The organism is Ensifer sp. ENS08 (assembly GCF_014852195.1).
In the GTDB taxonomy this organism is placed as follows: Bacteria; Pseudomonadota; Alphaproteobacteria; order Rhizobiales; family Rhizobiaceae; genus Ensifer; species Ensifer adhaerens.
The window spans coordinates 192,961-216,058 of the sequence record NZ_JACVBF010000002.1 but is presented as its reverse complement, the minus strand read 5'-3'; the positions used below and the strand labels follow the sequence as shown (position 1 = coordinate 216,058).

21 protein-coding genes are annotated in these 23,098 nt (G+C 63.1%); 7 read left to right on the top strand and 14 right to left on the bottom strand.

The window, feature by feature from the left end; all coding sequences use genetic code 11:
* Positions 1 to 200: 200 nt before the first annotated feature.
* The 3 genes from IB272_RS06525 to IB272_RS06515 all read right to left on the bottom strand — a co-directional run bounded on the left by IB272_RS06525 (position 201) and on the right by IB272_RS06515 (position 3,336).
* Entirely contained in the window at positions 201 to 509 is a 309-nt protein-coding gene (locus tag IB272_RS06525; RefSeq protein ID WP_060582703.1) for a hypothetical protein, read from the bottom strand.
* A 260-nt stretch (positions 510 to 769) separates the two neighbouring features.
* Positions 770 to 1,234 carry a chemotaxis protein CheW gene (locus IB272_RS06520; protein ID WP_034792537.1) on the bottom strand — a complete coding sequence of 155 codons (465 nt, stop codon included), beginning with the start codon at positions 1,232 to 1,234 and terminating at the stop codon, positions 770 to 772.
* Positions 1,235 to 1,236: 2 nt separating this feature from the next.
* On the bottom strand, positions 1,237 to 3,336 hold the full coding sequence (locus IB272_RS06515; protein ID WP_060582702.1) for a methyl-accepting chemotaxis protein: 2,100 nt from the start codon (positions 3,334 to 3,336) through the stop codon (positions 1,237 to 1,239).
* Positions 3,337 to 3,706: 370 nt separating this feature from the next.
* Between IB272_RS06515 and IB272_RS06510 the strand changes: the two genes are divergently transcribed.
* The 3 genes from IB272_RS06510 (at position 3,707) to IB272_RS06500 (ending at position 5,840) form a co-directional block, all read left to right on the top strand.
* Complete coding sequence (locus tag IB272_RS06510; RefSeq protein ID WP_034792531.1) at positions 3,707 to 3,865, top strand: hypothetical protein; 159 nt, start codon at positions 3,707 to 3,709, stop codon at positions 3,863 to 3,865.
* Positions 3,866 to 4,203: 338 nt separating this feature from the next.
* Complete coding sequence (locus IB272_RS06505; protein ID WP_192444242.1) at positions 4,204 to 4,803, top strand: SCO family protein; 600 nt, start codon at positions 4,204 to 4,206, stop codon at positions 4,801 to 4,803.
* A 161-nt stretch (positions 4,804 to 4,964) separates the two neighbouring features.
* Entirely contained in the window at positions 4,965 to 5,840 is an 876-nt protein-coding gene (locus tag IB272_RS06500) for a 50S ribosomal protein L11 methyltransferase (protein ID WP_034792526.1), read from the top strand.
* Between the two features lie 71 nt (positions 5,841 to 5,911).
* On the opposite strand, the gene IB272_RS06495 is transcribed toward IB272_RS06500, so the two are convergent.
* Positions 5,912 to 7,669: an adenylate/guanylate cyclase domain-containing protein gene (locus IB272_RS06495; RefSeq protein WP_113135686.1), complete on the bottom strand. Its 1,758-nt coding sequence runs from the start codon at positions 7,667 to 7,669 to the stop codon at positions 5,912 to 5,914.
* A gap of 620 nt (positions 7,670 to 8,289) precedes the next feature.
* Between IB272_RS06495 and IB272_RS06490 the strand changes: the two genes are divergently transcribed.
* Positions 8,290 to 10,125, top strand: coding sequence for an aminopeptidase P family protein (locus IB272_RS06490; protein ID WP_060582699.1), 1,836 nt, complete (start codon positions 8,290 to 8,292; stop codon positions 10,123 to 10,125).
* Between the two features lie 121 nt (positions 10,126 to 10,246).
* On the opposite strand, the gene IB272_RS06485 is transcribed toward IB272_RS06490, so the two are convergent.
* The 5 genes from IB272_RS06485 to panC form a co-directional block, all read right to left on the bottom strand.
* Positions 10,247 to 10,486 carry a hypothetical protein gene (locus tag IB272_RS06485; protein ID WP_034792522.1) on the bottom strand — a complete coding sequence of 80 codons (240 nt, stop codon included), beginning with the start codon at positions 10,484 to 10,486 and terminating at the stop codon, positions 10,247 to 10,249.
* A 182-nt stretch (positions 10,487 to 10,668) separates the two neighbouring features.
* Positions 10,669 to 10,983, bottom strand: coding sequence for an AzlD family protein (locus IB272_RS06480; protein ID WP_034792520.1), 315 nt, complete (start codon positions 10,981 to 10,983; stop codon positions 10,669 to 10,671).
* Between the two features lie 2 nt (positions 10,984 to 10,985).
* A complete protein-coding gene (locus IB272_RS06475; RefSeq protein WP_034792518.1) occupies positions 10,986 to 11,702 on the bottom strand; it encodes an AzlC family ABC transporter permease in 717 nt (238 codons plus the stop codon).
* Between the two features lie 210 nt (positions 11,703 to 11,912).
* Positions 11,913 to 12,734 (bottom strand): 3-methyl-2-oxobutanoate hydroxymethyltransferase, encoded by an 822-nt coding sequence (gene panB, locus IB272_RS06470; protein ID WP_060582698.1) that lies wholly within the window; start codon positions 12,732 to 12,734, stop codon positions 11,913 to 11,915.
* A 1-nt stretch (position 12,735) separates the two neighbouring features.
* The gene (panC, locus tag IB272_RS06465; protein ID WP_192444241.1) at positions 12,736 to 13,611 is read right to left on the bottom strand and encodes a pantoate--beta-alanine ligase; all 876 of its coding nucleotides are present in this window, start codon (positions 13,609 to 13,611) and stop codon (positions 12,736 to 12,738) included.
* 249 nt (positions 13,612 to 13,860) lie between these two features.
* Here panC and IB272_RS06460 point away from each other — a divergent pair, with 249 nt between their 5' ends.
* The 3 genes from IB272_RS06460 (at position 13,861) to IB272_RS06450 (ending at position 15,748) form a co-directional block, all read left to right on the top strand.
* Positions 13,861 to 14,160, top strand: a complete 300-nt coding sequence (locus IB272_RS06460; RefSeq protein WP_060582696.1) for a hypothetical protein — start codon at positions 13,861 to 13,863, stop codon at positions 14,158 to 14,160.
* A gap of 320 nt (positions 14,161 to 14,480) precedes the next feature.
* Entirely contained in the window at positions 14,481 to 14,891 is a 411-nt protein-coding gene (locus tag IB272_RS06455; protein ID WP_060515938.1) for a VOC family protein, read from the top strand.
* A gap of 203 nt (positions 14,892 to 15,094) precedes the next feature.
* The gene (locus IB272_RS06450) at positions 15,095 to 15,748 is read left to right on the top strand and encodes a CatB-related O-acetyltransferase (RefSeq protein WP_113135685.1); all 654 of its coding nucleotides are present in this window, start codon (positions 15,095 to 15,097) and stop codon (positions 15,746 to 15,748) included.
* Positions 15,749 to 15,782: 34 nt separating this feature from the next.
* Here IB272_RS06450 and ligA read toward each other — a convergent pair whose 3' ends face one another.
* The 5 genes from ligA to lpxC all read right to left on the bottom strand — a co-directional run bounded on the left by ligA (position 15,783) and on the right by lpxC (position 22,868).
* Positions 15,783 to 17,939 carry an NAD-dependent DNA ligase LigA gene (gene ligA, locus IB272_RS06445; protein WP_060582694.1) on the bottom strand — a complete coding sequence of 719 codons (2,157 nt, stop codon included), beginning with the start codon at positions 17,937 to 17,939 and terminating at the stop codon, positions 15,783 to 15,785.
* 75 nt (positions 17,940 to 18,014) lie between these two features.
* Complete coding sequence (locus IB272_RS06440; RefSeq protein WP_162732997.1) at positions 18,015 to 19,004, bottom strand: hypothetical protein; 990 nt, start codon at positions 19,002 to 19,004, stop codon at positions 18,015 to 18,017.
* A 159-nt stretch (positions 19,005 to 19,163) separates the two neighbouring features.
* A complete protein-coding gene (recN, locus tag IB272_RS06435; protein ID WP_060515935.1) occupies positions 19,164 to 20,837 on the bottom strand; it encodes a DNA repair protein RecN in 1,674 nt (557 codons plus the stop codon).
* A 37-nt stretch (positions 20,838 to 20,874) separates the two neighbouring features.
* Positions 20,875 to 21,741 (bottom strand): outer membrane protein assembly factor BamD, encoded by an 867-nt coding sequence (locus IB272_RS06430; RefSeq protein ID WP_034792504.1) that lies wholly within the window; start codon positions 21,739 to 21,741, stop codon positions 20,875 to 20,877.
* A gap of 173 nt (positions 21,742 to 21,914) precedes the next feature.
* Positions 21,915 to 22,868: a UDP-3-O-acyl-N-acetylglucosamine deacetylase gene (gene lpxC / locus IB272_RS06425; RefSeq protein ID WP_060582692.1), complete on the bottom strand. Its 954-nt coding sequence runs from the start codon at positions 22,866 to 22,868 to the stop codon at positions 21,915 to 21,917.
* Positions 22,869 to 23,098 lie beyond the last annotated feature (230 nt).

The window sequence follows — 23,098 nt, the reverse complement described above, 5'->3', positions numbered from 1 at the left end:
AAGGTTGAAAGCGCCCGCCGCTTTGCGGGCGCTTCCGAAACCTCTTCGGTGCGAAACAGGGAGAAGTCTGGGAGCAACCCGTTCCGCTTTTGTAAGCACCTGACGTTCCGTGCGTTCACACGAACCTACGTGAACTCCCTGCCGCATTCATGCCAAATCGAATTTCCGCCTTCAACGTTTCCACTTCACCGCAGGATGATCTAGTAGGCCGTCGGCGGAACGATGCCCTGGTAGTAGTCGCCATCACCGCCCTGGTATCCGCCATAGGGGTTGCGATCACGGTAGACCGGCGCCGGCGCCGGCGCCGACATTCTGTTGATGCTGCCCGTCGACATCGTGTCAACCGAAGCGCTCGGCCGCTTCATTGGCGTCATCATCTTGTGTGTGTTCTGCGTTCCGGGAGGATTGTTGACGTCGATGCCCTGGTAATAGCTGTCGGCCAAGGCCGGTCCGGCGATGACCATCGTAACGGAGAGCACGGCGGCGAGTTTCCTGAGAGAGATTGTCATAGGTTCAACTCCTGTTGACGGGACCAGGCACCCGGCCTCCGTTCGGGCACCCGGCAACACCGGTAAAGTAGTACAAGTAACCCGCCCAGCCACTTGACGTTTTGTCACAATGGCATCGCCCAAGCGTGAAGTTCATTGCCGAAGTTTAACTTGACCGTTCCGTTCCAGTACGTGCGGAAACGGTCTGAAAACACGCCGAAACGCAAGAAAGCCCCGGCGCCGATGCACCGGGGCTTTCTCAGATAAGGAACAAGCTTGCGTCAGGCGGCCTGGGCCAACTCGTCGGCAATGACAGTATCGAGGTTGAGGAAGCAGACCATGGTCTTTTCCAAAGCGACGATGCCGCGGCAGAAGGCGCGCTGCGCTTCCGGGATGATCTCCGGCGCCGGCTGCAGCGCCTCGCTCTTGATCGTCATCATGTCCGAGACCTGCTCGACCAGGAGGCCAACGAGCTTGCCGGCGATATCGGTGACGATGATCGCCGAGCGCTCGGACGGCTCGGTCATCTTCATGCCGAGGCGGGCCGCCATGTCGATGACCGGGATCACCGCGCCGCGCAGGTTGATGAGGCCGAGCACGTAGGGCGGCGTATGCGGCATCGGCGTTACCGGCGCCCAGCCGCGGATTTCGCGAATCGCCATGATATCGATGCAGAATTCCTGGTCGCCGAGGTGGAACGACACGATTTCGAGATAGGCGCCGGACTGCTTGATTGCGTTGCTCATGTTCAGAATTCTTCCCAGTTTTCACCGGAGGCCGTCGTCGACGGCACCGAGCCCGGTTTGTTGCCGAATGCGCCCGCAAGCTTGCCCATCAGGGCCTTGGCGGGAGATGGAGTTGGAAACGAGGCCATTTTGGCAGCGCCGATCTTGCGCAGCGGCACCGCTTCGCTGGTGCCCTTGGCTGCCGGCCGCTGAACGGCTGAAACCGCAGGTGTTTTCGTCTGCACCGGCGCAGCGGTCCTCGCCGCGGGCGTCACAGGCGCCGGCGCCGCCGTCGGCATGGCGCGCTGCATCGTGTGCCCTTCGCGGAACTGGCCGACGAGGTCCGTCAGGCGTTCGGCGTCCTGCGCCAGCGTGTGGCTGGAGGCATTGGTCTGCTCGACCATGGCGGCGTTCTGCTGCGTCATCTGGTCGAGTTGACCGACGGCCGTGCTGATCTCGTTGAGACCCGTCGACTGTTCGCGCGCCGCCATCACGATCGCGGTCATCAGTTCGTTGATGCGCGCGACATCGGTGCCGATCCGCCCGAGCGCCTCGCCGGTCGCCTGCACCAGCTTGACGCCGGTGCCGACCTCGCTGCCGGAGCGGCTGACGAGCGCCTTGATGTCCTTGGCGGCACCGGCGGCGCGCTGCGCCAGCTCGCGCACTTCCTGCGCCACGACCGCAAAGCCCTTGCCGGCTTCGCCCGCCCGCGCCGCCTCGACGCCGGCATTGAGCGCCAGAAGGTTGGTCTGGAAGGCGATCTCGTCGATGACGTTGATGATCTTGCCGATTTCGTTCGAGGCACCCTCGATGCGGGCCATGGCGGCGATCGCCTGGCCGACGATGCGGCCGGACTCCTCGGCATTGGTGCGGGTCTGGTCGACCATCTGGCTCGCCTCTTCGGCGCGCTGGGTCGCGGTGCGGACCGTCACGGTGATTTCGTCGAGGGCTGCCGAGGTCTGCTCCAGCGAAGCGGCCTGCCGCTCGGTGCGGCGCGCCAGGTCGTCGGCCGCCGTGCGCATCTGCCGCCCGTTGGATTCGATCGAAAGCGCATTGTCCTTGACGCTCGAAAGCACCACGCGCAGCCGCTCGACCGTCTGGTTGAAGTTCTGCCGGAGCTGGTCGAGATTGCCGTCGAACGGTCGGTCGATGGCAACGGCAAGGTCACCCTCGGCAAGCTGGGTCAGCGCGCGGCCGAGATTGTCGATCGCCGCCTGGATGCGGCGCACCGCCTCCTCGCGCTCCTGCTGCTGCTGTTCGCGTTCCTTCTCGATCTCGCGGCGGCTGTGGGCAGCACTCTGTTCGAGAGATTGCTTTTCGATTGCCGACAGGCGGAAGAGGTCGACGGAGCGCGCCATGGCGCCGATTTCGTCGCCGCGGTCGAGCGCTTCCAGCTTGGTCGAAAGTTCGCCCTTCTGGATCCGCTGCATGCCATCGCGCAGGGAGAGAATGCCGCGCCTGAGCGTGCTGCCATGGAACCAGAGCAGATAAAGCAGCGTCGCCATGGCGATGAGGCCGGAGGCGAGCTGAAGCTGGAACGCCTCGTCGGAGGTGGCGCGCGCCTCGGCAACGCGCGTCTGAACCAGCGTCGTTGCCGCTTCGGAAAGGCCGGCGAGCGCCGTGGCGACCCGTTCGCCGGCACCGTCGATCGCGTCGTCGATCTTGCCGAAGTCGTCAGCCGAAGCCTTGCCTTCGATCAGTGCCTTCAGGTCCGTTCCGATCGCCTGGCGCAGTTCCGCCACATCGGCGTCAAAGGTCGAAAGCGCATCGCTGCCGCCAATGAGGCCAGCAAGCGCCTTGATATCGGTCGATTTCGTCTCAAGCAGTTTCAGGATCTCGGCGATGCTGGCGGCGCGCGCCGGCTGGATCGCGCCCTCCTCGCGGTCGATGATGCTGTCCATCGCATTGAGCACGAGATTGGTGGTCGCAAGCCGGACCTCGTCGACCGTGGTCAGCCCGTTCTGCGCGGCGAGCGCGCCCTGCAGGGCATCGTTCGCCTGCCGGCCCTCGTACCAGGCGACCCCGAGCACGGAGCCAAACCCGACGAAAGCGGCACCGGCAAGCGTTGCCAGCCGCTGGCTTACGGAAAGATTGCGCTTCAATGGGGAAGATGCGGCGGTCATAGACATTCCATGCTCACGGACCCGGCGCGGGCCGGATCCTCCGTTAGGATCGATGCGGAAAACCGGGCTCGATCAAACCGGATGACCTCATGTCATGTCGGAGCACAACGCTCCCCCGCGCTGGAAAAACACTGTCAAACAGACCTTAAACATTCGCTAAGGCGACCCGCCGATCCCCAGGGAAAACGCCTTATTTTCGAGATCGCGCATATTTACTGCAAGCGCCGGTTTTCCCGGCATTTGAGGGCACAATCCATCAGCACGCCGGGTGCCGGTTTTGACACCGATCTCGTGACAGGCCCAGACAGACCCACGGTCCGCCGGCAGCGCGCCCGCTTCCCCTTGCCGCCCGAACTGTTATGATGACGCCATGAACACGAAGACCGAGCGCTCGATCCGCCTTCCTCTCGTCGCAACCCTTGCGGCCGCGATCGCCGTCGTGCTGCTGCTTGCCTTCCGCGGCTGGATGGAAAACGGCGCCGAGATGTTCCTGGCACTCGCCCAGTCCGGCCTTTCCTGGTGTTTTTAGCGCGGACACGCTTCTAAGTTTTGCCCCTTACCCTTACCCTCTCCCTGCTTGCGGGAAGAAGGGACGAAAGCGAGCGAAACGTCGCCGTGCGGTTCTTCTGCGGTGGGTGTTGGCGCACTGAGGCTCATTGTCGGAGCGGGAGGTGGGCGTGCGGTCCCTTCTCCCCGTCACGACGAAGGTCGCGGCAGCGGGATGAGTGGCAGCCGCCCGACAAAATGCTCACCCCGCTGTCACAACCTGCGGCAATTGTCCCATTTGCGCGGGGTCCGTGAAGGCGGTATCAAGGGCCTATCAACCGGACACGGCCGTCTTCGGCCCCAACAAAATCGGTAGCACGCATGAAAACCATCCGCATCGTCCTCTGGGCCGCCGTCGTCGTCATGGCGGTCATCCTGGGCTGGCTGACCTATGAAATGACCCAGTCGAAAGAGCAGGCCGCCTCCGGCCCGTTCGGCGTGCCCTTCACGCTGGTTGCCCAGGACGGCAAGGAAATCACCGAGAAGGCCTTCACCGGCAAGCCGACCGCGCTCTTCTTCGGCTTTACCCATTGCCCCGAGGTCTGCCCGACGACACTGTTCGAACTGAACGGCTGGCTGGAAAAGGTCGACCCCGAAGGCAACAAGCTGCAGGCCTATTTCATCACCGTCGACCCTGAGCGCGACACGCCCGAAATCCTCGGCCAGTACGTCTCCAACGTCTCCAAGCGCATCACCGGCATTTCCGGTCCGGCCGACAAGGTCATGGAGATGGTCAAGGGCTTCCGCGTCTACGCCAAGAAGGTTCCGGTCGACGCCGCAAAGCCCGACGGCGACTATACCATGGACCACACCGCATCAGTGTTCCTGCTCGACGCCAACGGCAAGTTCTCCGGCACCATCGCCTACGAGGAAAACCCGGAGACGGCGGTAAAGAAGCTGGAAAACCTGACCAAGGGCTGAGCCCTTCGATCCTGACCTGAAGATGCAAGCGCCGGCCCCGTCCGGCGCTTTGCCTTTGTAGGGCAATCGTGATAGCGCACAGCACACGATTGCCGACGCTTGAGCGCACCCCTTTCAGGGCTTGGTGCGGGCGGCGGATTTGCCAGCCGAAGGACGGACCCTTGAGCGAGATCAGACTTTTCGTCACCACCACCGAGAAGCAGGCGGAAGCCGTGCTCGACCGCATGAGCGAGGTCTTCGGCGAAGAGGACTATGCCATCGGCACGACGGAAGTCGACGAGAAGCGCGACATCTGGGAAGCCTCGATCTACATGATGATGGTCGACGAGGAGAGCGTGGGCGAACGTCTCACCGAAGCGCTCTCCGAAAACTTCGCTCATCTCCCGATCGAGCGCGAAGTGCTGCCGGATATCGACTGGATCGCCAAGTCACTCGAGGGCCTGGCGCCGGTGCGCGCCGGCCGCTTCGTCGTGCACGGCTCGCATGACCGCGACAAGGTCAAGACCGGCGAAATCGCCATCGAGATCGACGCCGGCCAGGCCTTCGGCACCGGCCATCACGGCACCACCGCCGGCTGCCTCGAAGTGCTGGCGACCGTCGCGCGCACCCGCACGGTGCGCAACGTGCTCGATCTCGGCACCGGCAGCGGCGTGCTGGCGATCGCCGCCTGGAAACTGATGCACGTGCCGGTCCTTGCCACCGACATCGACCCGATCGCCACCCGCGTCGCCGAAGAAAACGCCCGGGTCAACGGCGTCGTTACCGGCATGACCTTTGCGACCGCCCCTGGCTTTCATTCGACGGCCTTCAGCACCAACGGCCCCTTCGATCTGATCATCGCCAACATCCTCGCCCGCCCCTTGATGAAGATGGCGCCGCAGCTCGTCGCCAACCTCGCCCCCGGCGGCTCGGTCATTCTCTCGGGCATTCTCGCCGAACAGCGCTGGAAAGTGCTCGCCCATTACAACGGCCAGCATCTGCGCCACGTGCGCACCATCTGGCGCAACGGCTGGGTGACGATTCATCTGGAGAAGTAAGCCGCTCCACACGGAGGTGACACATCGACGGCAGACTTCAATGAGAAGCTGCCGACACCGAGGTGCGCGGCCTACCCCTTTGCCGGACCGGAGGACGGAGCGATAAGCGCTCCTGCTTTGCGGAAGCCACTCAGCCAAAGTTCCGCATCTTCAGGCAAGGCGCACATCTTCGCCGTGTTTCGAGCATAGACTTCCGTGTCAAACGCTTGCGGCATTGCGTGCATTATGGCTGCCGCCTCCTCGGCTCGGCCAAGCTGGGCCAGACACGCCGCCTGGTTCAGCCTGAAGAAGATCGGCGGATCGATAAGGCTTCCGTAGGCTGCCAGCGCCGCATCGAACCGGCGCACCAGATAGTGGCAATCGCCGAGACTGGAGAGGAACGCCGGCGGCAGGAGCGGCTCGAACTTGCAGCCCCGTTCGACAAGAGCCAACCCTTCTTCGTGTAGCCCCGCATAGGAAACGATCATGCCTCGGGCAACGAGACCGTTGATATCGCGCGGGCTCATCGAGATCGCGATGCCCGAGTAGCGCATGGCGTCGTCAACTCTCCCGACCAACAGCAAGCAGGCGGCAACGGTGGAAAGCACGAATGGATCGTTCTTGTCGGCAGCGATTGCTCGCGCTGCGAACTCCTGGCACTCGGCCTCAAGCTTGGCATCCGTCGCCGCGTTCGGCTCGCTGAACCGCCAATAGGCATAAAGCAGCGCCAGCGAGGCGAGTGCGGGCGCATAGGCCGGGTCGAGGACAATCGCCTGCTGCATGTGTTCGCGCGCACCCGGTTCGTCTCCATTGCGCCAGGCGGCCCCTGCCCGCAGCCACGATGTATAGGCAGAGATGTTCGTCTTGGCGCTCCTGGCACGAACGACACCCGCAACCTCTTGCAGATTGAAGAACAGCCGCGCGACGATCGCCTCCACGATTTCATCCTGAACCGCAAAGATGTCGGCCATTTCGCGATCGAACCGCTCGGCAAAGACGTTTGCACCGGTCTGTGCTTCGATCAATTGCACCGAGGCGCGCAGGCGCTGGCCGGCCAGCCGGACACTGCCTTCAAGCACGAAGTCTGCGCCAAGTTCTTGCCCCACGTTCGCCGCGTTTACCGATTGCCTCCTGTAACTCGAGGTGGTGTTTCTGGCGACGACAGAGAGATTTCGGAATCGACTCAACTCGGTGATCATGTCCTCGGTAATGCCGTCGGCGAAGTAGTCCTGGTCCGCATTACCCGACATGTTTGTGAAGGGAAGAACCGCGATGGTGGTAAATTCCTTGCCGCGGGAAGGCGGCACCCCCGCGAGCGGACGTGCCGTTTCCATCCCGAAGGTCCGGACGGGTGCCGCAATGTTCTTGAGCTGCACCAGTCCCAGATCCTTCATCACGACGGGGATTTTGCCTTGAATCTCATTGTGAACCTTTTCCGACATGCAGAGGCCACCGGGCTCGGCCAACGCCTCCAGCCGAGCGGCGATGTTGACGCCCTCGCCATAGATGTCGGAGCCCTCGCCGATCACATCGCCCATGTTGATGCCGATGCGGAGCAAGATCTGGCGAGATTCGGAAACGCCGGCATTCGCCTCCTTCATCTTTCGCTGGAGTTCAATGGCCGCCTCAGCGGCGTCCACCGCGCTGGCGAACTCAACCAGCACACCGTCACCCATCAATTTGACGATGCGTCCTCCGTGCGCCTTAACAACGGGATCGAGCACGTGGTTTCGTCGTTGCTTCAACGTTTCGTAGGTTCCGGCCTCGTCGGCTTCCATCATGCGGGAGTAGCCGACCACGTCGGCAACGAGGATCGCAACCAAGCGACGGTGGATGGGCTTCTCGACCACGCTCCCAGCTCTCCTCCGGGTGATGCACCCCGTTCGGAAATCGAACGTCTCCCACAATATCGGATTATGACGTGCAGCTAAATCACCCCGCCGCACGCACGCGAATGCGGCGCGTCAGCCGCAAGGCAAAGTGGGAAAAACGAAAAGGCCGCCTCGTCCATCATGACGGGCGGCCTTTCGAAACTAAGGCGATGCCAGAGGCATCGCCTGCTGGTTGGCTTGTGGCCAACCATGCCCGCGAGCCTGAGGAGGAGGAGTGCTCGAGCGGGCGTCTACCGTTCCGAAGCTGACCACCCTTGAGGGAGGAGGAGAACAGAGTGACCAACTATTCTCGGAACCGCAGCTTTTTGAACCACCGGATGTTCGTCCGTGTTCGTTGAGGCGGCTTATAAACTATTATTCCGATAGAGAAAGAGTTTTCTGAGCATGGGTGCCATGCGCTGAGCGCATATGTATGGTAAATGAGCAATTGCCCTCCTATTAGGGTGCAACCGCAGCGTTGCGCGGACCGGGGATCAGGCCACCATGCAGGATATCGCCTCTTTCCCGGCAAGGGCGATTTCCGCTAACATAGCCCATCTTTTCCCGCGGTTTGCCGCTCAATCTACCGGAATTCCCTCATGTTTCAGTCATTTGAAGTCACCTCCACGCCGCAGTTCGGCAAGGAGCGCACCGAAGCCCTGCGCGCGTCCTTCGCAGCCCTCGGCATCGACGGCTTTCTCGTGCCGCGCGCCGACGAGTTCCAGGGCGAGTATGTGCCGGCCTCCTCCGAGCGCCTGTCCTGGCTCACCGGCTTTACCGGCTCGGCCGGCGTCGCCCTCATCACGCAGCGTGAAGCGGTCGTCTTCGTCGATGGCCGTTACGTCACGCAGTTGAAGGAGCAGGTCGACGGCGCGGTCTTTACCGGCGGCGACCTCATCGGCGAGCCGCCGCATCTCTGGTTGGAAAACCATGGAGCCAAGGGCTTCAAGCTCGGCATCGATCCCTGGGTCCACACCGGCGCCGAAGTGCGCCGGCTGGAAAAGGCGCTCGCCGCCCTCGGCGGTTCGCTCGTCTTCCTCGATCACAACCCGCTCGACAGGATCTGGACGAACCGTCCGGCTGCCCCGCTCGGCAAGGTGACGATCCAGCCGATCGAACATGCGGGCACGCTTGCCAAGGACAAGATCGCGACGATCGCAGCCGGCCTTTCCAAGACGGGCGCCGAAGCCGTCGTGCTGACCGACCCCTCCTCCGTCGCCTGGACATTCAACATCCGCGGGTCCGACGTGCCGCACACGCCGCATCCGCTGGCCCGCGCCATCATCCACGCCGACGGCCGCGCCGAACTTTTCCTCGACAAGCGCAAGACCGGCATCGAGCAGGAGGCCTACCTCACCCAGATCGCCGACATCGTCGCACCGTCGACCTTCGACGACCGTCTGCGGGCTCTCGGCACCGCCGGCGCCTCCGTCATGATCGATCCCGATCTCGCCTCCTTCGCCATTTCCGAACTGATCCGCGCCAAGGGCGGCAAGGTCGTCGAAGCGGTCGATCCCGCCCGCCTGCCCCGCGCCCAGAAGAACACGGCCGAGATCGAAGGCTCGAGCCGCGCCCATCTGCAGGATGGTGCGGCCATGGTCGAGTTCCTCGCCTGGCTCGACAGCCAACAGCCCGGCACAGTCACCGAGATCGGTGCCACCAACCAGCTGGAAGCTGCCCGCGCCACCGTCGGCGAGCGCATGCAGAACCCGCTGAAGGACATCTCCTTCGACACCATCTCTGGCGCCGGCGCGCACGCGGCGATCATGCACTACCGCGTCACCACGGCCACCGACCAGGCAATCGAAGCGGGCACCATGTTCCTGATCGATTCCGGCGCGCAGTATATCAACGGCACCACCGACATCACCCGCACGGTGGCCGTCGGCGCCGTGCCTGAAGAGCAGAAACGCTTCTTCACCCTGGTGCTGAAGGGCATGATTGCGATCAGCACGGCGCGCTTCCCCAAGGGCTCGCGCGGCGTGGATCTCGACCCCTTGGCGCGCATCGCGCTCTGGAAGGCGGGCGCCGACTATGCCCACGGCACCGGCCACGGCGTCGGCTCCTATCTCTCGGTGCATGAAGGCCCGCAGCGCATCGCCCGTCTTTCGACGCAGGAACTGCTGGCCGGCATGATCCTTTCCAACGAGCCCGGCTACTATCGCCCCGGCGCCTTCGGCATCCGCATCGAGAACCTCATCGTGGTGCAGCCGGCAACGGTGGTTGACGGCGGCGACCTGCCGATGCTCGGCTTCGACACGATCACCTACTGCCCGATCGATCGCCGCCTGGTGCTGCCGGCGCTTCTGACCGACGAGGAACTCGCCTGGCTCAACGCCTATCACGCCGAGACGCGCGAAAAGCTGATGCCGCTGCTGGCCAGCGACGAGACGCGCGCCTGGCTGAAGGCCGCAACGGAAGCGCTGTCACGCTGAGTCATGCTCTCTGCTGGGCTCCTGCTGTCGCGGGAGCCCATAAAACGAGCCGTCGCGCAGCCGATAGCGTGCTGCGCCCTCACCCGCCGGACCTTGGTCTCCGGACGTCCTGGTCTCTCGTTCAGATGCCCAGAAGCTTCTTCGCTTCGCCAAGCGTTGCCTCCGAGGCGGCGTGATCGCCAGCCTGGTGCTGTGCCTCACCCTTGGTGCGCAATTCCTTGACCTTGGCCATGTCGGCATCGGACAAGGAAGCGGTCTGCATGGCCGCATCGATCGCCTTCATCATGGTCGGGCATTGATTGGCAAAGGCCGTTGCCGGCGCAAGCGCCAGCAAAAGGGCAATAGAGATCCTGGTCAACATGGTCGCTCCTCCACTGCCGGGAGGCTTCATGCTGCGGCGACGTCGTACGCCACCTAACGAGCGGGGATATGTCCTGCCTCTCCGGCAACGGCAGAGATGATAGTCCAGGCTGCGCGCGCCGCCAATCGAAACGGGCGCAACACATCCGTCCACGGTTTCGCACACCGCCGCGGACGGGCGTCCTACATCACCAGATGCCGGATCACCATGACCACCACCCAGCCGATGACGAGCATGCGCAGTGTTGAGAGATTCAGCCCGAGCGCGATGGCAAAGGCGACGAACATGGCGATCGTCACGTCGAGCCCGCCATAGACGAAGGCCGGCGCCACCAGCGTCGTCAGAACGGCTGCGGGAACGGCGTTGAGCGCCGCCTCCAGCCGCGGCGGGATCTCTTTCATCTGGGTGATCAGGATATAGCCGCCGACACGCGTCAGGAAGGTCGCAACGGCCGCCGCGATGATCAGGTAGATGAGGTTCAGGTGTTGCGGATCCATGTTCACGCCTCCTTCTCGACACCCGTCGGTGCCACTGCCCGCTCGCTTGGCGGCAGACAGGCGGCAAGAATGATGCCGGCTAGTGCTCCGATGCTGACATGCCATGGCGAGCCGACGAAATGCATGCCGGCGACGGATGCAAGCCCCGAGACGATGACGATCGGCAGGAACCGGTCACGCTTGCGGAAGCCCATGACGAGCCCCATGAAATAGACCGGCAGCAGGACATCAAGGCCGATCGCCTTGGGGTCACCGATCATCTGCCCGAAGATCGCGCCGACCAGCGTGTTGATGATCCACGGGATGTAGATCACGAGACCGAAGCCGAGATACCAGGCAAAGGTGATCGGCAAGCCGCGCTCGCCGCGCTTTTCGGTCTCGGCATATTGCGGATCGACCAGCAGGAAGAAGGCGAGGAACTTCTGCCCGAAGGTGAAGTGCCGGACATATTTGGCGATCGAGGCCGAATAGAGCACGTGGCGGAAGTTGACCGCAAAGACGGAGAGCACCACCAGCCAGGGCTGGACGTGGTTGCCGAAGAGCTCGATGCCGACCATCTGGCTGGCGCCGGCATAGACGGTCGCGCTCATGAACACCGCATCGGCAATGGTGAAGCCATTGTCGACCGCAAGCGCCCCGAACAGCGCACCGAAGGGCGATGCTGCCAGCATGATGGGAAAGCCGCCGCGGACCCCTTCCCAGAATTCATCTTTTTTCATGGAAACCTCCGCCGGCCGAGGCGATGACGCGCCATGCGGCCGGTGCCGGACTGATAGGCGCTTGCGCCCCCGGCAACAATTCAAATGCGCTGATACAATGATTGAATTTTATGATGCCTCGGCGAACGAGGCTTGAACAAAAGGCGCACCGATCAGGAAAACGATGCGCTTTATCGCTTGGAATAAGCGCCGGCGCGGGCCAGCCGCCCCTTACTTCTTGACCTGGAACGTATGCTCGATGCCGGGGAACGTGCGCGCCTTCACCTCCGCCGCATAGTCCTCGGCCGCCTTCGAGATCGCCGGCGCCAACTCGGCGAAATGCTTGACGAAGCGCGGCTTGAAGTCGTTGAAGAGGCCGAGCATGTCGTCGGAGACGAGGATCTGGCCGTCGCAGGCAGGCGATGCGCCGATGCCGATCGTCGGCGAGCGCAACTCGGCCGTGATCTCGCGGGCCACCGGCTCGACCGTGCCCTCGATGACGATGCCAAACGCTCCGGCATCGTCGATCGCCTTGGCGTCGCGGCGGATCTTTGCCACTTCCTTGTCGTTGCGGCCAACCGAGCGGTAGCCGCCGGTCGTGTTGACGAGCTGCGGCATCAGGCCGACATGGCCGAGCACCGGAATGCCGCGGCTGACGAGAAACTCGACCGTCTCGGCCATCTCCGCCCCGCCCTCGAGCTTCACCGCGCTGCAGCCGGTTTCCTTGAGGATACGCGCCGCACTGCGGAACGCCTGCTCCTTCGATTCCTGGTAGGAGCCGAAGGGCATGTCGATGACGACGCAGGCCTGCTGCGAGCCGCGCATGACCGCCTGGCCATGGGCGATCATCATTTCCAGCGTCACGCCGACGGTCGTGTCGAGGCCATAGAGCACCATGCCGACGGAATCGCCGACCAGCAGAAAGTCCACATGCGGATCGAGCAGCCGCGCAATCGGCGTCGTATAGGCCGTGAGGCTGACGATCGGGCGCTCGCCCTTCAGCGCTTCGATGTTGGCGGGGCTGAGCCGGCGCTTGGCGGTCTGAACGCTCATGTCAGGCAACCTTTGCAAATGATGCGGATTTCGGGGCGATCACGCGATTGTCGAGCAGCTTCGTCGTGCCGAAGCGGACGAAGAGCAGAAGCAGCACCGGCCGGTCGCCGATCGTTTCGATCGTCTCCAGCGTCTCGGGATCGCGCACCGCTACGACCTCGGGCTTCGCCAAGGGCTCGCTCGCCAGAAACTCGGTCACCGCCTTTTCGAGTGCGGCGACATCGCTGACGCCGGAGGCGACGAGGTGCTGCGCCTCATCCAACGCCTTCGGCACGATCGCCGCGGCACGCCGCTCTTCGACCGTCAGGTACACGTTGCGCGACGAGCAGGCGAGCCCGTCGGCCTCGCGCACCGTCGGCACGCCGATCACGGTCACCGGCTGGGCGAGATCGTCCACCATGCGGCGGATGATCTGCAGCTGCTGGAAATCCTTCTCGCCGAAATAGGCGCGATCGGGCCCAACGATGTTGAAGAGCTTGGTGACGACGGTGGCAACACCGGCGAAATGACCGGGACGCACGGAGCCCTCGAGCTCGCTGCCAAGCGTCGGCACGTCGACGACCGTTTCCATCGGTCGCGGATACATGTCGGCAACACCGGGGGCAAAGAGATAGTTGACGCTGCCCGCTTCGAGCATCGCCTGGTCGCGGGCGAGATCGCGCGGATATTTGGAAAGATCCTCGTTGGCGCCGAACTGCAGCGGATTGACGAAGATGCTGGCGACGACGACGTCGTTTTCCTCGCGGGCCCGGCGCATCAGCTCCATATGGCCGGCATGCAGGTAGCCCATGGTCGGCACGAAGCCGACCGTCTTGCCGGCGCGTCTATGCTCGGCAAGCGCTGCACGCAGCTCGGCGATGGTGGTGAAAGTCTTCATCTCCGGACCCTCCAATCCGCGCCGGCGCCCTGCCCTTTGGGATGCTGGCGCGCTGCCTTCGCAGATGGCCGCGACCTGCTCCGCGAAAAGGCATCTGCATAAAATTCGGCTGCAATCCTCTATCTTGTGCAGCGCAAAAAAACAATCGGATTGATGACAGCTTGGTGACGCTCAGCCGCGCTTGACTTCCACCGGCAGCCTGTCACGGTTGGCGATCGATGCCACATGCAACCCACGCTGGAGAGCAAGATGAAACCCTGCCTGCGCCTTCTCGGCGTTCTCGTCCCGACGCTTGCCTTCGCCACTGCGTCTGAAGCGAAGATCCCGCTCGTCAACGCCACCTGCCCCGGCAAGATCGAGGTCCATGCCGACGAAGGCGGCCCGATCTACATCAACGGCAAGGAAGCCAAGCTCAAGGTGTTCAACGAGAACTACTACGAAGCGCACGGCGCCGGCGTCACCATCTCGCTCAGCATCAATCCCGACGGCTCGCCGAGCGTGTCCTACACCGGCAAGGGCGGCGCCAACGGCGTGTGCACGGTGAAGTGACAATAACATCGAGCAGCGGCGCGCGCCCTTGGGGCCGCTCGCAGCCGCTAGCACCGTCGATCCTATTTGCAGCATCGAAGCAGGTCTCGCTCCGCTTGAAGACCTGTAGTTGCACCCCACATCAGCCCGGCTCAAAAAATCTTTGAGCCGGTGTCGGGATCGTCGACCGGCATTCGTCCTTAGAGCAACTCCAGGAAAAGTGCGACGCAGTTTTCCGTCCGGAGTTGCGTCAATCAAAGAGTTGGATCGCTTCGCGGTTTCGCCGAAACACCGAAGTGATCAGATCCGTAAAACACGAAATCCATTCCAAGGAGCATTTCATGCGCATGATTTTCGTAAACCTGCCGGTCAAGGATCTGAAGGCCTCGCGCGCGTTCTTCGCCGCCCTCGGCTTCACCTTCAACGAGCAGTTCTCCGACGACACCGCCGCCTGCACGGTGATCTCGGACAATATTTTCGTCATGCTTCTGACCGAGCCGAAGTTCCGCGACTTCATCACCGGCGAGATCAGCGACGCCCGGAAAGGAACCGAGGTCATTACCGCCCTTTCCGCGTCCAGCCGCGCTGAATGCGACGACATGCTCGCCAAGGCGCTCGCTGCCGGCGCCAAGCCCTGGAAGCCGGCTCTCGACTACGGCTTCATGTACGGCATTTCCTTCCAGGACCTCGACGGTCACGTCTGGGAATTCATGTGGATGGACCAGGAAGCCGCCCAGCAGCAGGCCTCCTGATCTCGCGCAGTGCCCCGAACTTTGCGCCTGCCGCCAAAAGCGGCGGGCGTTTTTGTGTGATGGAATGATCGCAGTGCCTGACAAAGCTTCCGGTCGGCGCCCGATTTGAGAAGAAAGCGACCGGTGAATCCGATAGTTGGGACGGGATACGAATGGCGAGCGACGCGCAGCTTCGCTTGCAAGCATTGAGAATGAGGAACCCCATGTCCACGAAGGTCGAAGCCAAGCATTGGTCCAAGGTCGAGCTCTTGCATGAGACAGTGCGCAACCCGAACATTCACGTGCGCGGCAGCAACAGCTACTACAGCAACGCCTGGACCGGATCCTTCGAGGAAAGTGTCGTTCGCTACCTCTATGGCGACGACTACAGCGTCAGGGCCTGGGAACCGCAATGGCCAATCGATCAACTGCTGATCGGCGACTATGTCGCGATTGGCGCCGAGGCGGTGATCCTCATGGGCGGCAACCACACCCATCGCACCGATTGGGTGAGCCTCTATCCCTTCCTCGATGTGATCGGCGAAGCCTATGTCGGCAAGGGCGACACCGTCATCGGCGACGGTGCCTGGATCGGCATGCGCGCCATGATCATGCCGGGTGTGACGCTCGGCGAAGGCGCCGTCATCGCGTCGGGCGCCATCGTGACGAAGGACGTTGCGCCCTACACCATCGTTGCGGGGAACCCTGCCCGCCCCGTGCGCCAGCGTTTCCCCGCGACCGATGTCGAGACGCTGCTTGCGCTCGGCATCTACCGGTGGGAACGGTCAAAGTTCGACGCATTGCGCCGTTTCATCTGCGCCGACGATATTGCCGCCCTGAAAGCCGCCTCCGAAGAGTACGACAGCAGGCAGGCGTAAAGACGCTCTGCCGATTGCATGCAACCGGCGGGGATTACCCGCCGATCAGCGCCAGCCACTCGTCCTCGTCCATGGTCGCGACGCCGAGTTCGCGGGCCTTGTCGAGCTTGGAGCCGGCACCCGGTCCGGCAACGACGATGTCGGTCTTCTTCGACACGGAACCTGCCACCTTGGCGCCGAGGCTCTCGGCCTTGGCCTTGGCTTCATCGCGCGTCATCTTTTCGAGCGAACCGGTGAAGACGACGGTCTTGCCGGCGACCGGGCTGTCTGAGGCAACCGGTGCTTCTGCTGCCTCCGGCGTCACCTCCGACAACAGCCGGGTGACGACTTCGAGGTTGCGCGGCTCCTTGTAGAACTCGACGATGGCACGGGCGACCACCTCGCCGATGCCGTCGATGCTGTTGAGTTCATTCCAGGCGTCGCCCGTAAACGTCGACGCGTCGCGCATCGCCTCGCCGAAGTGCTCGTAGGTGCCATAGGAACGCGCCAGCAGCTTTGCCGTCGTCTCGCCCACATGGCGAATGCCGAGCGCATAGATGAAACGCTGCAGCGCGATCGAACGGCGCGTATTGATGGCGTCGTAAAGCTTGCGCACGCTGACGCGGCCGAAGCCGTCGATGTTTTCGAGCTTGGTGAGTGACGACGCCTCCTGGCGTTTCTCCAGCGTGAAGATATCCGGCGCCGTGCGGATCATCAGCGTCGGGTCTTCGCTTTCGAAGAAGAACTCGATCTGCTTCGAACCGAGGCCCTCGATGTCGTAGGCGTTGCGCGAGACGAAGTGCTTCAGGTGCTCGACGGCCTGCGCGCGGCAGACGAAACCGCCGGTGCAGCGGCGCACCGCATCTACCTTGCCGGTCTTCTCGTTGATGTCGCGCACCGCATGGCTGCCGCAGACCGGGCATGTGGTCGGGAAGCGATAGGGCTCGCTCCCCTCCTTGCGCTCGTCCATGACCACGTCGACGATCTGTGGAATGACGTCGCCGGCGCGCTGGACGATCACCATGTCGCCGATGCGGATGTCGCGGCCCTCGCGGATCGGCTCGCCCGAATTGCCGAGACCCTTGATGTAATCCTCGTTGTGCAGCGTCGCATTGGTGACGACGACGCCACCGACCGTGATCGGCTCAAGGCGTGCCACCGGCGTCAGCGCGCCGGTACGGCCGACCTGGATGTCGATCGCCGTCAGTCGGGTGAAGGCCTGCTCGGCCGGAAACTTGTGCGCGGTTGCCCAGCGCGGCGAGCGCGAACGGAAGCCGAGGCGGGCCTGCAGGTCGAGCCGGTCGACCTTGTAGACGACGCCGTCGATATCGTAGTCGAGATCCGGCCGTTCGCGCTCGATGTGGTGGTAATGCTCCAGCAGCGCGTCGGCCGAGGAGAGCCGCTGCATCAGCGGGTTGACCGGGAAGCCCCAGCTCTTGAACACCTCGACCATGCCCATCTGCGTGTCGGCGGGCATTTCAGAGATCTCGCCCCAGGCATAGGCAAAGAAACGCAGCTTGCGGCTCGCCGTCACCTTGGCGTCGAGCTGGCGCAGCGAGCCCGAAGCGGTGTTGCGCGGGTTGACATAGAGCGGCTTGCCGAGCGCCGCCATCTCGGCGTTGAGCGCGGCAAAGTCCGATTTCGCCATATAGATTTCGCCGCGCACCTCGACGACATCGGGCGCATCTGCCGGCAGCGTCTGCGGGATCATGCCGATGGTGCGGATGTTGGCGGTGACGTTTTCGCCAGTCGTGCCGTCGCCGCGGGTCGCGGCCGTCACCAGCCGGCGGTTCTCATAGCGCAGCGACATGGAGAGCCCGTCGATCTTCGGCTCGGCGGTAAAGGCGATGGAGTTGTCCGGCAGTTGGCCGAGGAAACGATAGACCGAGGCGACGAAATCGCGCGCGTCCTCGTCGGAAAACGTGTTGTCGAGCGACAGCATCGGCCGGGCGTGGACGACCGGCTGAAAGGTGACGGAGGGGGCAGCACCCACCTTCTTCGAGGGGCTGTCTTCGCGGATGAGTGCCGGAAAGCGCTGCTCGATCGCGTCGTTGCGCCGCTTCAGCGCGTCATAGTCCGCATCCGAAATCTCCGGCGCGTCCTGGCCATGATAAAGCGCGTCGTGGCGCGCAAGCTCGGCCGCGAGAAAGGCAAGCTCTTCGGCCGCTTCCGTTTCGTTGAGATTCTCGACGGGTTTCAATTCTTGGGACATACGCGACGACTCCGGATTCGGTACCGTTTTGTAGAGCAACCGTTGGGAAAGAAAAGACCGTCCGGCGCCGTCGGCTCACGCGCCCGTGGCATTGACGGCCCCGGGCGCGAGCCCGGCAAGCGGCCTGACATCCAGTTCGCACCAGCGTTCATAGCGCCTCTGATAACGGCAGCGGATGGCCTCGAGATCCTTTTTCTGGACACCACGCTTGCAGTAGATCCATTTGCCTTCCGCCTGGCCACGCATCACCCGGCTCACCGGCTGCAGGCCGAACATCTTCAGGATCGCGGCCCCGCCCTTGTCCCAGCCGATGCTGTAGATGTCGATGCCGTCGGGTGGAAACGTGTGGTGTTCGAGGATCGCCGAAACCGTCGCCCAGACGAGAATGCCGTTCTGCCTGCGGCGCTCGGCGCGCATGGAATCGAGCAGGAAGCTCATATTGAGGATGGTCGCGAGATAGACGACCTTCGCCTTTCGCGCCTGCGGATGGGCAAGCAGCCCGCTCGCCAGCAGGTTGCCAAAGGCATAATGCCCCTGCAGGAACAGTTTGAAGTGGTTCTTCTCGAAGGCGTAGTAGTCGATGAAGCCGAAGATGTTGCCGTCGAGGTCCTGCAGGCAGATCAGGCTGTAGGGGTCGGAATGGAACGCTCTCATATCCTCTTCGGGATCGATCGCGCCGCTGCGAAACACATCCTGTGCCTTGCGGACCACCTCATAGGCAACCGCCGTCGGCGCCGGGACGCGGACAAGATAGGAACGGTCCCCGTGCGCACAGGGCGCGACAAGCGCCAACGGCGTGACTTCGTCCGCGTTCGGCGGCTGAGGATCGGCCTCCTCCTCCGCCATCCCGACCTGCGAGGCGTGTCGCAGCCTTGCGACGAGAGTTGCTGCAGTCACGGCGATCGCAACGCACGCGAACACCCCGAAGCCGCCCAGTTCCTGGTTCGCTTCCTTTATCGTCAGGATAAGGCCGGCATAGGCGAGCGCGATGAGCAGGATCAGTTCCGGATGCGCACGCATCTGCGCAAACCGGATCTCCAGTCTATGCTCGAGTTTCTCCCACATGCCCGAAGTGCCCCAACCGCAGAGGAAATAGAACACGGGTGCAGCGGCGCAACAATTCAACCAAAAGGCTTAGGAAGCCCAAGGCCGTGGGTTCAGATGAACACTCTGAGGACATCGCATCCTTCAGCCGCCAATGTTTCCACTTGGCGCCAGGATGATCTAGCCGTTGCCGGAAAGCAGGCGAGCGGCAGCCGCCCTCGCCTCTTCGGTGATCGAGGCGCCGGCAAGCATGCGGGCGATTTCCTCGGTGCGCGCCTTGTCGTCCATGCGGGCGACACGGGTGGAAATCATCTCGGCCTTCTCGGTCGAAGGACCCTTGGAGATCAGAAGATGCGTTGCCGCACGGGCTGCGACCTGCGGCGCGTGGGTGACGGAGAGCACCTGCACCGTTGCCGAAAGGCGCTTCAGCCGCTGGCCAATGGCATCGGCCACCGCACCGCCGACACCGGTGTCGATTTCATCAAAGACGAGCGTCGGCGCCGAGCCGCGATCGGCAAGCGCCACCTTCAACGCCAGCAGGAAGCGCGAAAGTTCGCCGCCGGAAGCCACCTTCATGATCGGGCCCGGCCGCGTGCCGGGGTTGGTCTGGACGTGGAACTCGACGAGGTCGATACCGTCGACCGTCGGCAGCGACGGATCGCTTTGCACCTCGACCATGAAGCGTGCCCGCTCGAGCTTCAACGCCGGCAGTTCGGCCATGACAGCGTCGGAAAGCGCGGTCGCGGTATGGCGACGCTTTTCGGAGAGCGAGCGCGCCGAAGCGTCGAACGCTACCCGCGCCACGCCGACTTGTGCATCGAGCTGCTTCAGCTTTTCCTCGCCGGCATCGAGATCGGCGAGATCGGAAATCATGCGAACGGCGAGTGCCGGCAGTTCCGTGACCGGAACCGAATATTTGCGGCTGGCGGCGCGCAGCGCGAACAGCCGCTCCTCCACCCGCTCCAATTCCTTCGGATCGAACTCCGTGTTGCGCAACGCCCGCTCGACCGACATCTGCGCGTCCGAAAGCTGGTTGAGCGCACCGTCGAGCAACTCGACCGTTTCTTCAAGCAGGCCCGGCGCCTCCTGGCTCTTGCGCTCGAGACGGCGCACGAGTGAGGCGATCAGCGGAACCGGCGAAGCGTTGCCGTTCAGGAACTCCGAGGCCTCGTTGATGTCGCCGGCGATGCGCTCGGCCTTCATCATCCGCGCCCGGTTCTCGGCAAGCTCGTCCTCTTCGCCGTCGCGGGGGCTGAGCTTCTCCAGTTCTTCGACCGAAGACCGAAGGTAGTCCGCCTCGCGCGCGGCCGCCTCGACCCGCTCGCGGTGCTTCTTCAGGCCGCGCTCGGCGTCCTTCCAGGCGCGATAGAGTTCGCTCACATGCGCCGCTTCTTCGGCGGTGCCACCGAAGGCGTCGAGAAGCGTGCGGTGCGCGTCGATATCGACGAGCGCGCGGTCGTCGTGCTGTCCGTGAATTTCGACCAGCGTCTGGCCAAGCTGGCGCATCAGCTGGACGCTGATCGGCTGGTCGTTGACATAGGCCTTGGTGCGGCCGTCGGCCGACTGCACGCGACGAAAGATCAGGTCGCCGTCGTCGTCGATGCCGTTTTCCCTGAGCATCAGCCGCGCCGAATGCCCCATCGGCACGTCGAAGACCGCCGTCACCTGCCCCTTGTCGGAACCGTGGCGAACGAGCGAGCCATCGCCGCGCCCGCCAAGGGCGAGCGACAGGCTGTCGAGAAGGATGGACTTGCCGGCCCCGGTTTCACCGGTCAGCACCGAGAGCCCGGCGTCGAAATTGAGATCGAGCCGTTCAATCAGGACGATATCGCGGATCGAAAGCTGGGCAAGCATCCGGGGTTATATCTTCCTTGAAGGGCGCCGATAGATATCAGGCGCCGACGAGTTTCTTGGCGGCGCGCGAAATCCAGGAGTTGCCGCTTTCACGCGGCTCAAGGCCACCCGACTGCAGCAGCTTGAAGCTATCGTTGTACCACTGGCTGTCCGGGTAGTTGTGACCGAGAACGGCGGCAGCGGTCTGCGCCTCCTGGGTCACGCCCATCGCGAAATAGGCTTCCGTCAGGCGCGCCAGCGCTTCTTCAACCTGGTTGGTGTTCGGATACTGCTCGACGACGACACGGAAACGCGACACGGCGGCAAGGTATTCCTTGCGCTCGAGATAGTAGCGGCCGACCTGCATCTCCTTGCCGGCCAGCTGGTCGCGGGCAAAGCGGATCTTCGACTTGGCGTCGTCGACATATTCGGAGTCCGGGTAGCGGTCTACGACCGCCTGCATGGCTTCGATCGCCTTGAAGGCCGGCTTCTGGTCCTGCGTCACCGCCGGGATCTGCTTGGTATAGGCGAGACCCTGGATGTACTGCGCATAGGCAGCGTCTTCCGACTGCGGATAAAGATTGAGGTAGCGGCCGGTGGCGTTGATCGCCTCCTGGTACTGACCGTTACGGTAAGAAACGAAAGCGTTCATGACCAGCGCCTTGCGGGCATATTCCGAGAACGGATGCTGGCGGTCGAGCGCTTCGAACTTGCGCGCCGCCTCCGTCGTCTTGCCGGCATTGAGGTTGGCGAGGCCCTGATTGTAGAGCACTTCCGGCGGATCGGTTTCGGCCGTCAGCTTGGTGATGTCGATATCGGGATCGTTCTGGCAGGCGGTAATCAGGGCGCTGCCGGCAACGGCCGCGACAATGACGGCGGCGACGCGCGCTGACTTTTTCAAATCCACAGAAACTGCAAGAACCATCGGATATTCCCGTTCCATTCTGCGGGCATGGACCCCGCCAGACATGCGCTTTTAGAGCAAGTTACCTTGAGACCGCAACGTCATGATCGGTGATTCATGCAAATTTGTGGCAGCTCTATCATGAAAATGCCGGCCTTTCGGCCGGCGACTGGAGGAGATGATGACTTTTCTTGTTATGCGGACCAGGGCGCGAAGCCCGGAGCTGCCACTGCAACCATATCGCGCGCGCGGGTACGCTGGCGCGGGGTTGCCGTTTCGACGACTTCGTAGGCCGTCGGGTCGCTGAGAAGTGCCTTCAGCGCGTTGGCGTTCATCTTGTGGCCGCCGCGGTACGAGCGATAGCAGCCGATGAACGGCGCGCCGGCGAGCGAGAGGTCGCCAACCGCATCGAGCGTCTTGTGGCGCACGAATTCGTCGGTGTAGCGCAGGCCCTCGACGTTGATCACCGTGTTGTCGTCGGAAATGACGACGGAGTTTTCGAGCGAGGAGCCGAGCGCAAAGCCAGCCGCCCAGAGGCGTTCGACATCGCGCATGAAGCCGAAGGTGCGGGCACGCGACAGCTCGCGCTTGAAGACCGAAGGCGTCATGTCGCCCTTCCAGGCCTGGCGGCCGATCAGCGGGCAATCGAAATCGATCTCGACCTCGAAGCGCATGCCGTCATAGGGCGTGAACTCCGACCAGGAGGCACCCGATTCGATGCGCACCGGCTTGACGATGCGGATGTAGCGACGCTTGACCGCAAGGGCGCGAACGCCCACCTGCTCGATCGCGTCGATGAAGGGTTCGGAGCTGCCGTCCATGATCGGCATTTCGGCGCCGTGCACTTCGACCGTGAGGTTGTCGAGGCCGAGCGCGTAGATCGCCGCCATCACATGCTCGATCGTGGCGATCGAAGTCGCCGGCGACATGCCGAGAACGGTGCAGAGATCGGTGTTGCCGACCTGCGAGGAAACCGCCTTGTATTCGCTGACCCGGCCGTTGGAGAGAATGCGCTGGAAAACGATGCCCGCATCGGCTTCGGCCGGATGGAAGGTGATCGACACTTCCGCACCGGAATGAACGCCAATTCCCTTGAGCGTTACCGGGCTTGCAATCGTCGTCTGAAACCCGAGCAATTCGATTCCCATTCTCGTCACTTTCAATACCTGTGGCCAATGGCCAAAACCTGCTGGTGGACGCAACGATCTTCAGGGCACAAGAAAGATGCCCGAGAGTCCCGGTTCAACGACCGGTCCTCTGCGTTTCGAACAGACAGCGCTTGATCGAATCGCATGCGTCCCCAATTCCGAGTCTGAAAATAGGAGTTTGGAGGCACCATTCCAAATCACTGTTCGTTTCGCTTTGTTACGCATTTGCG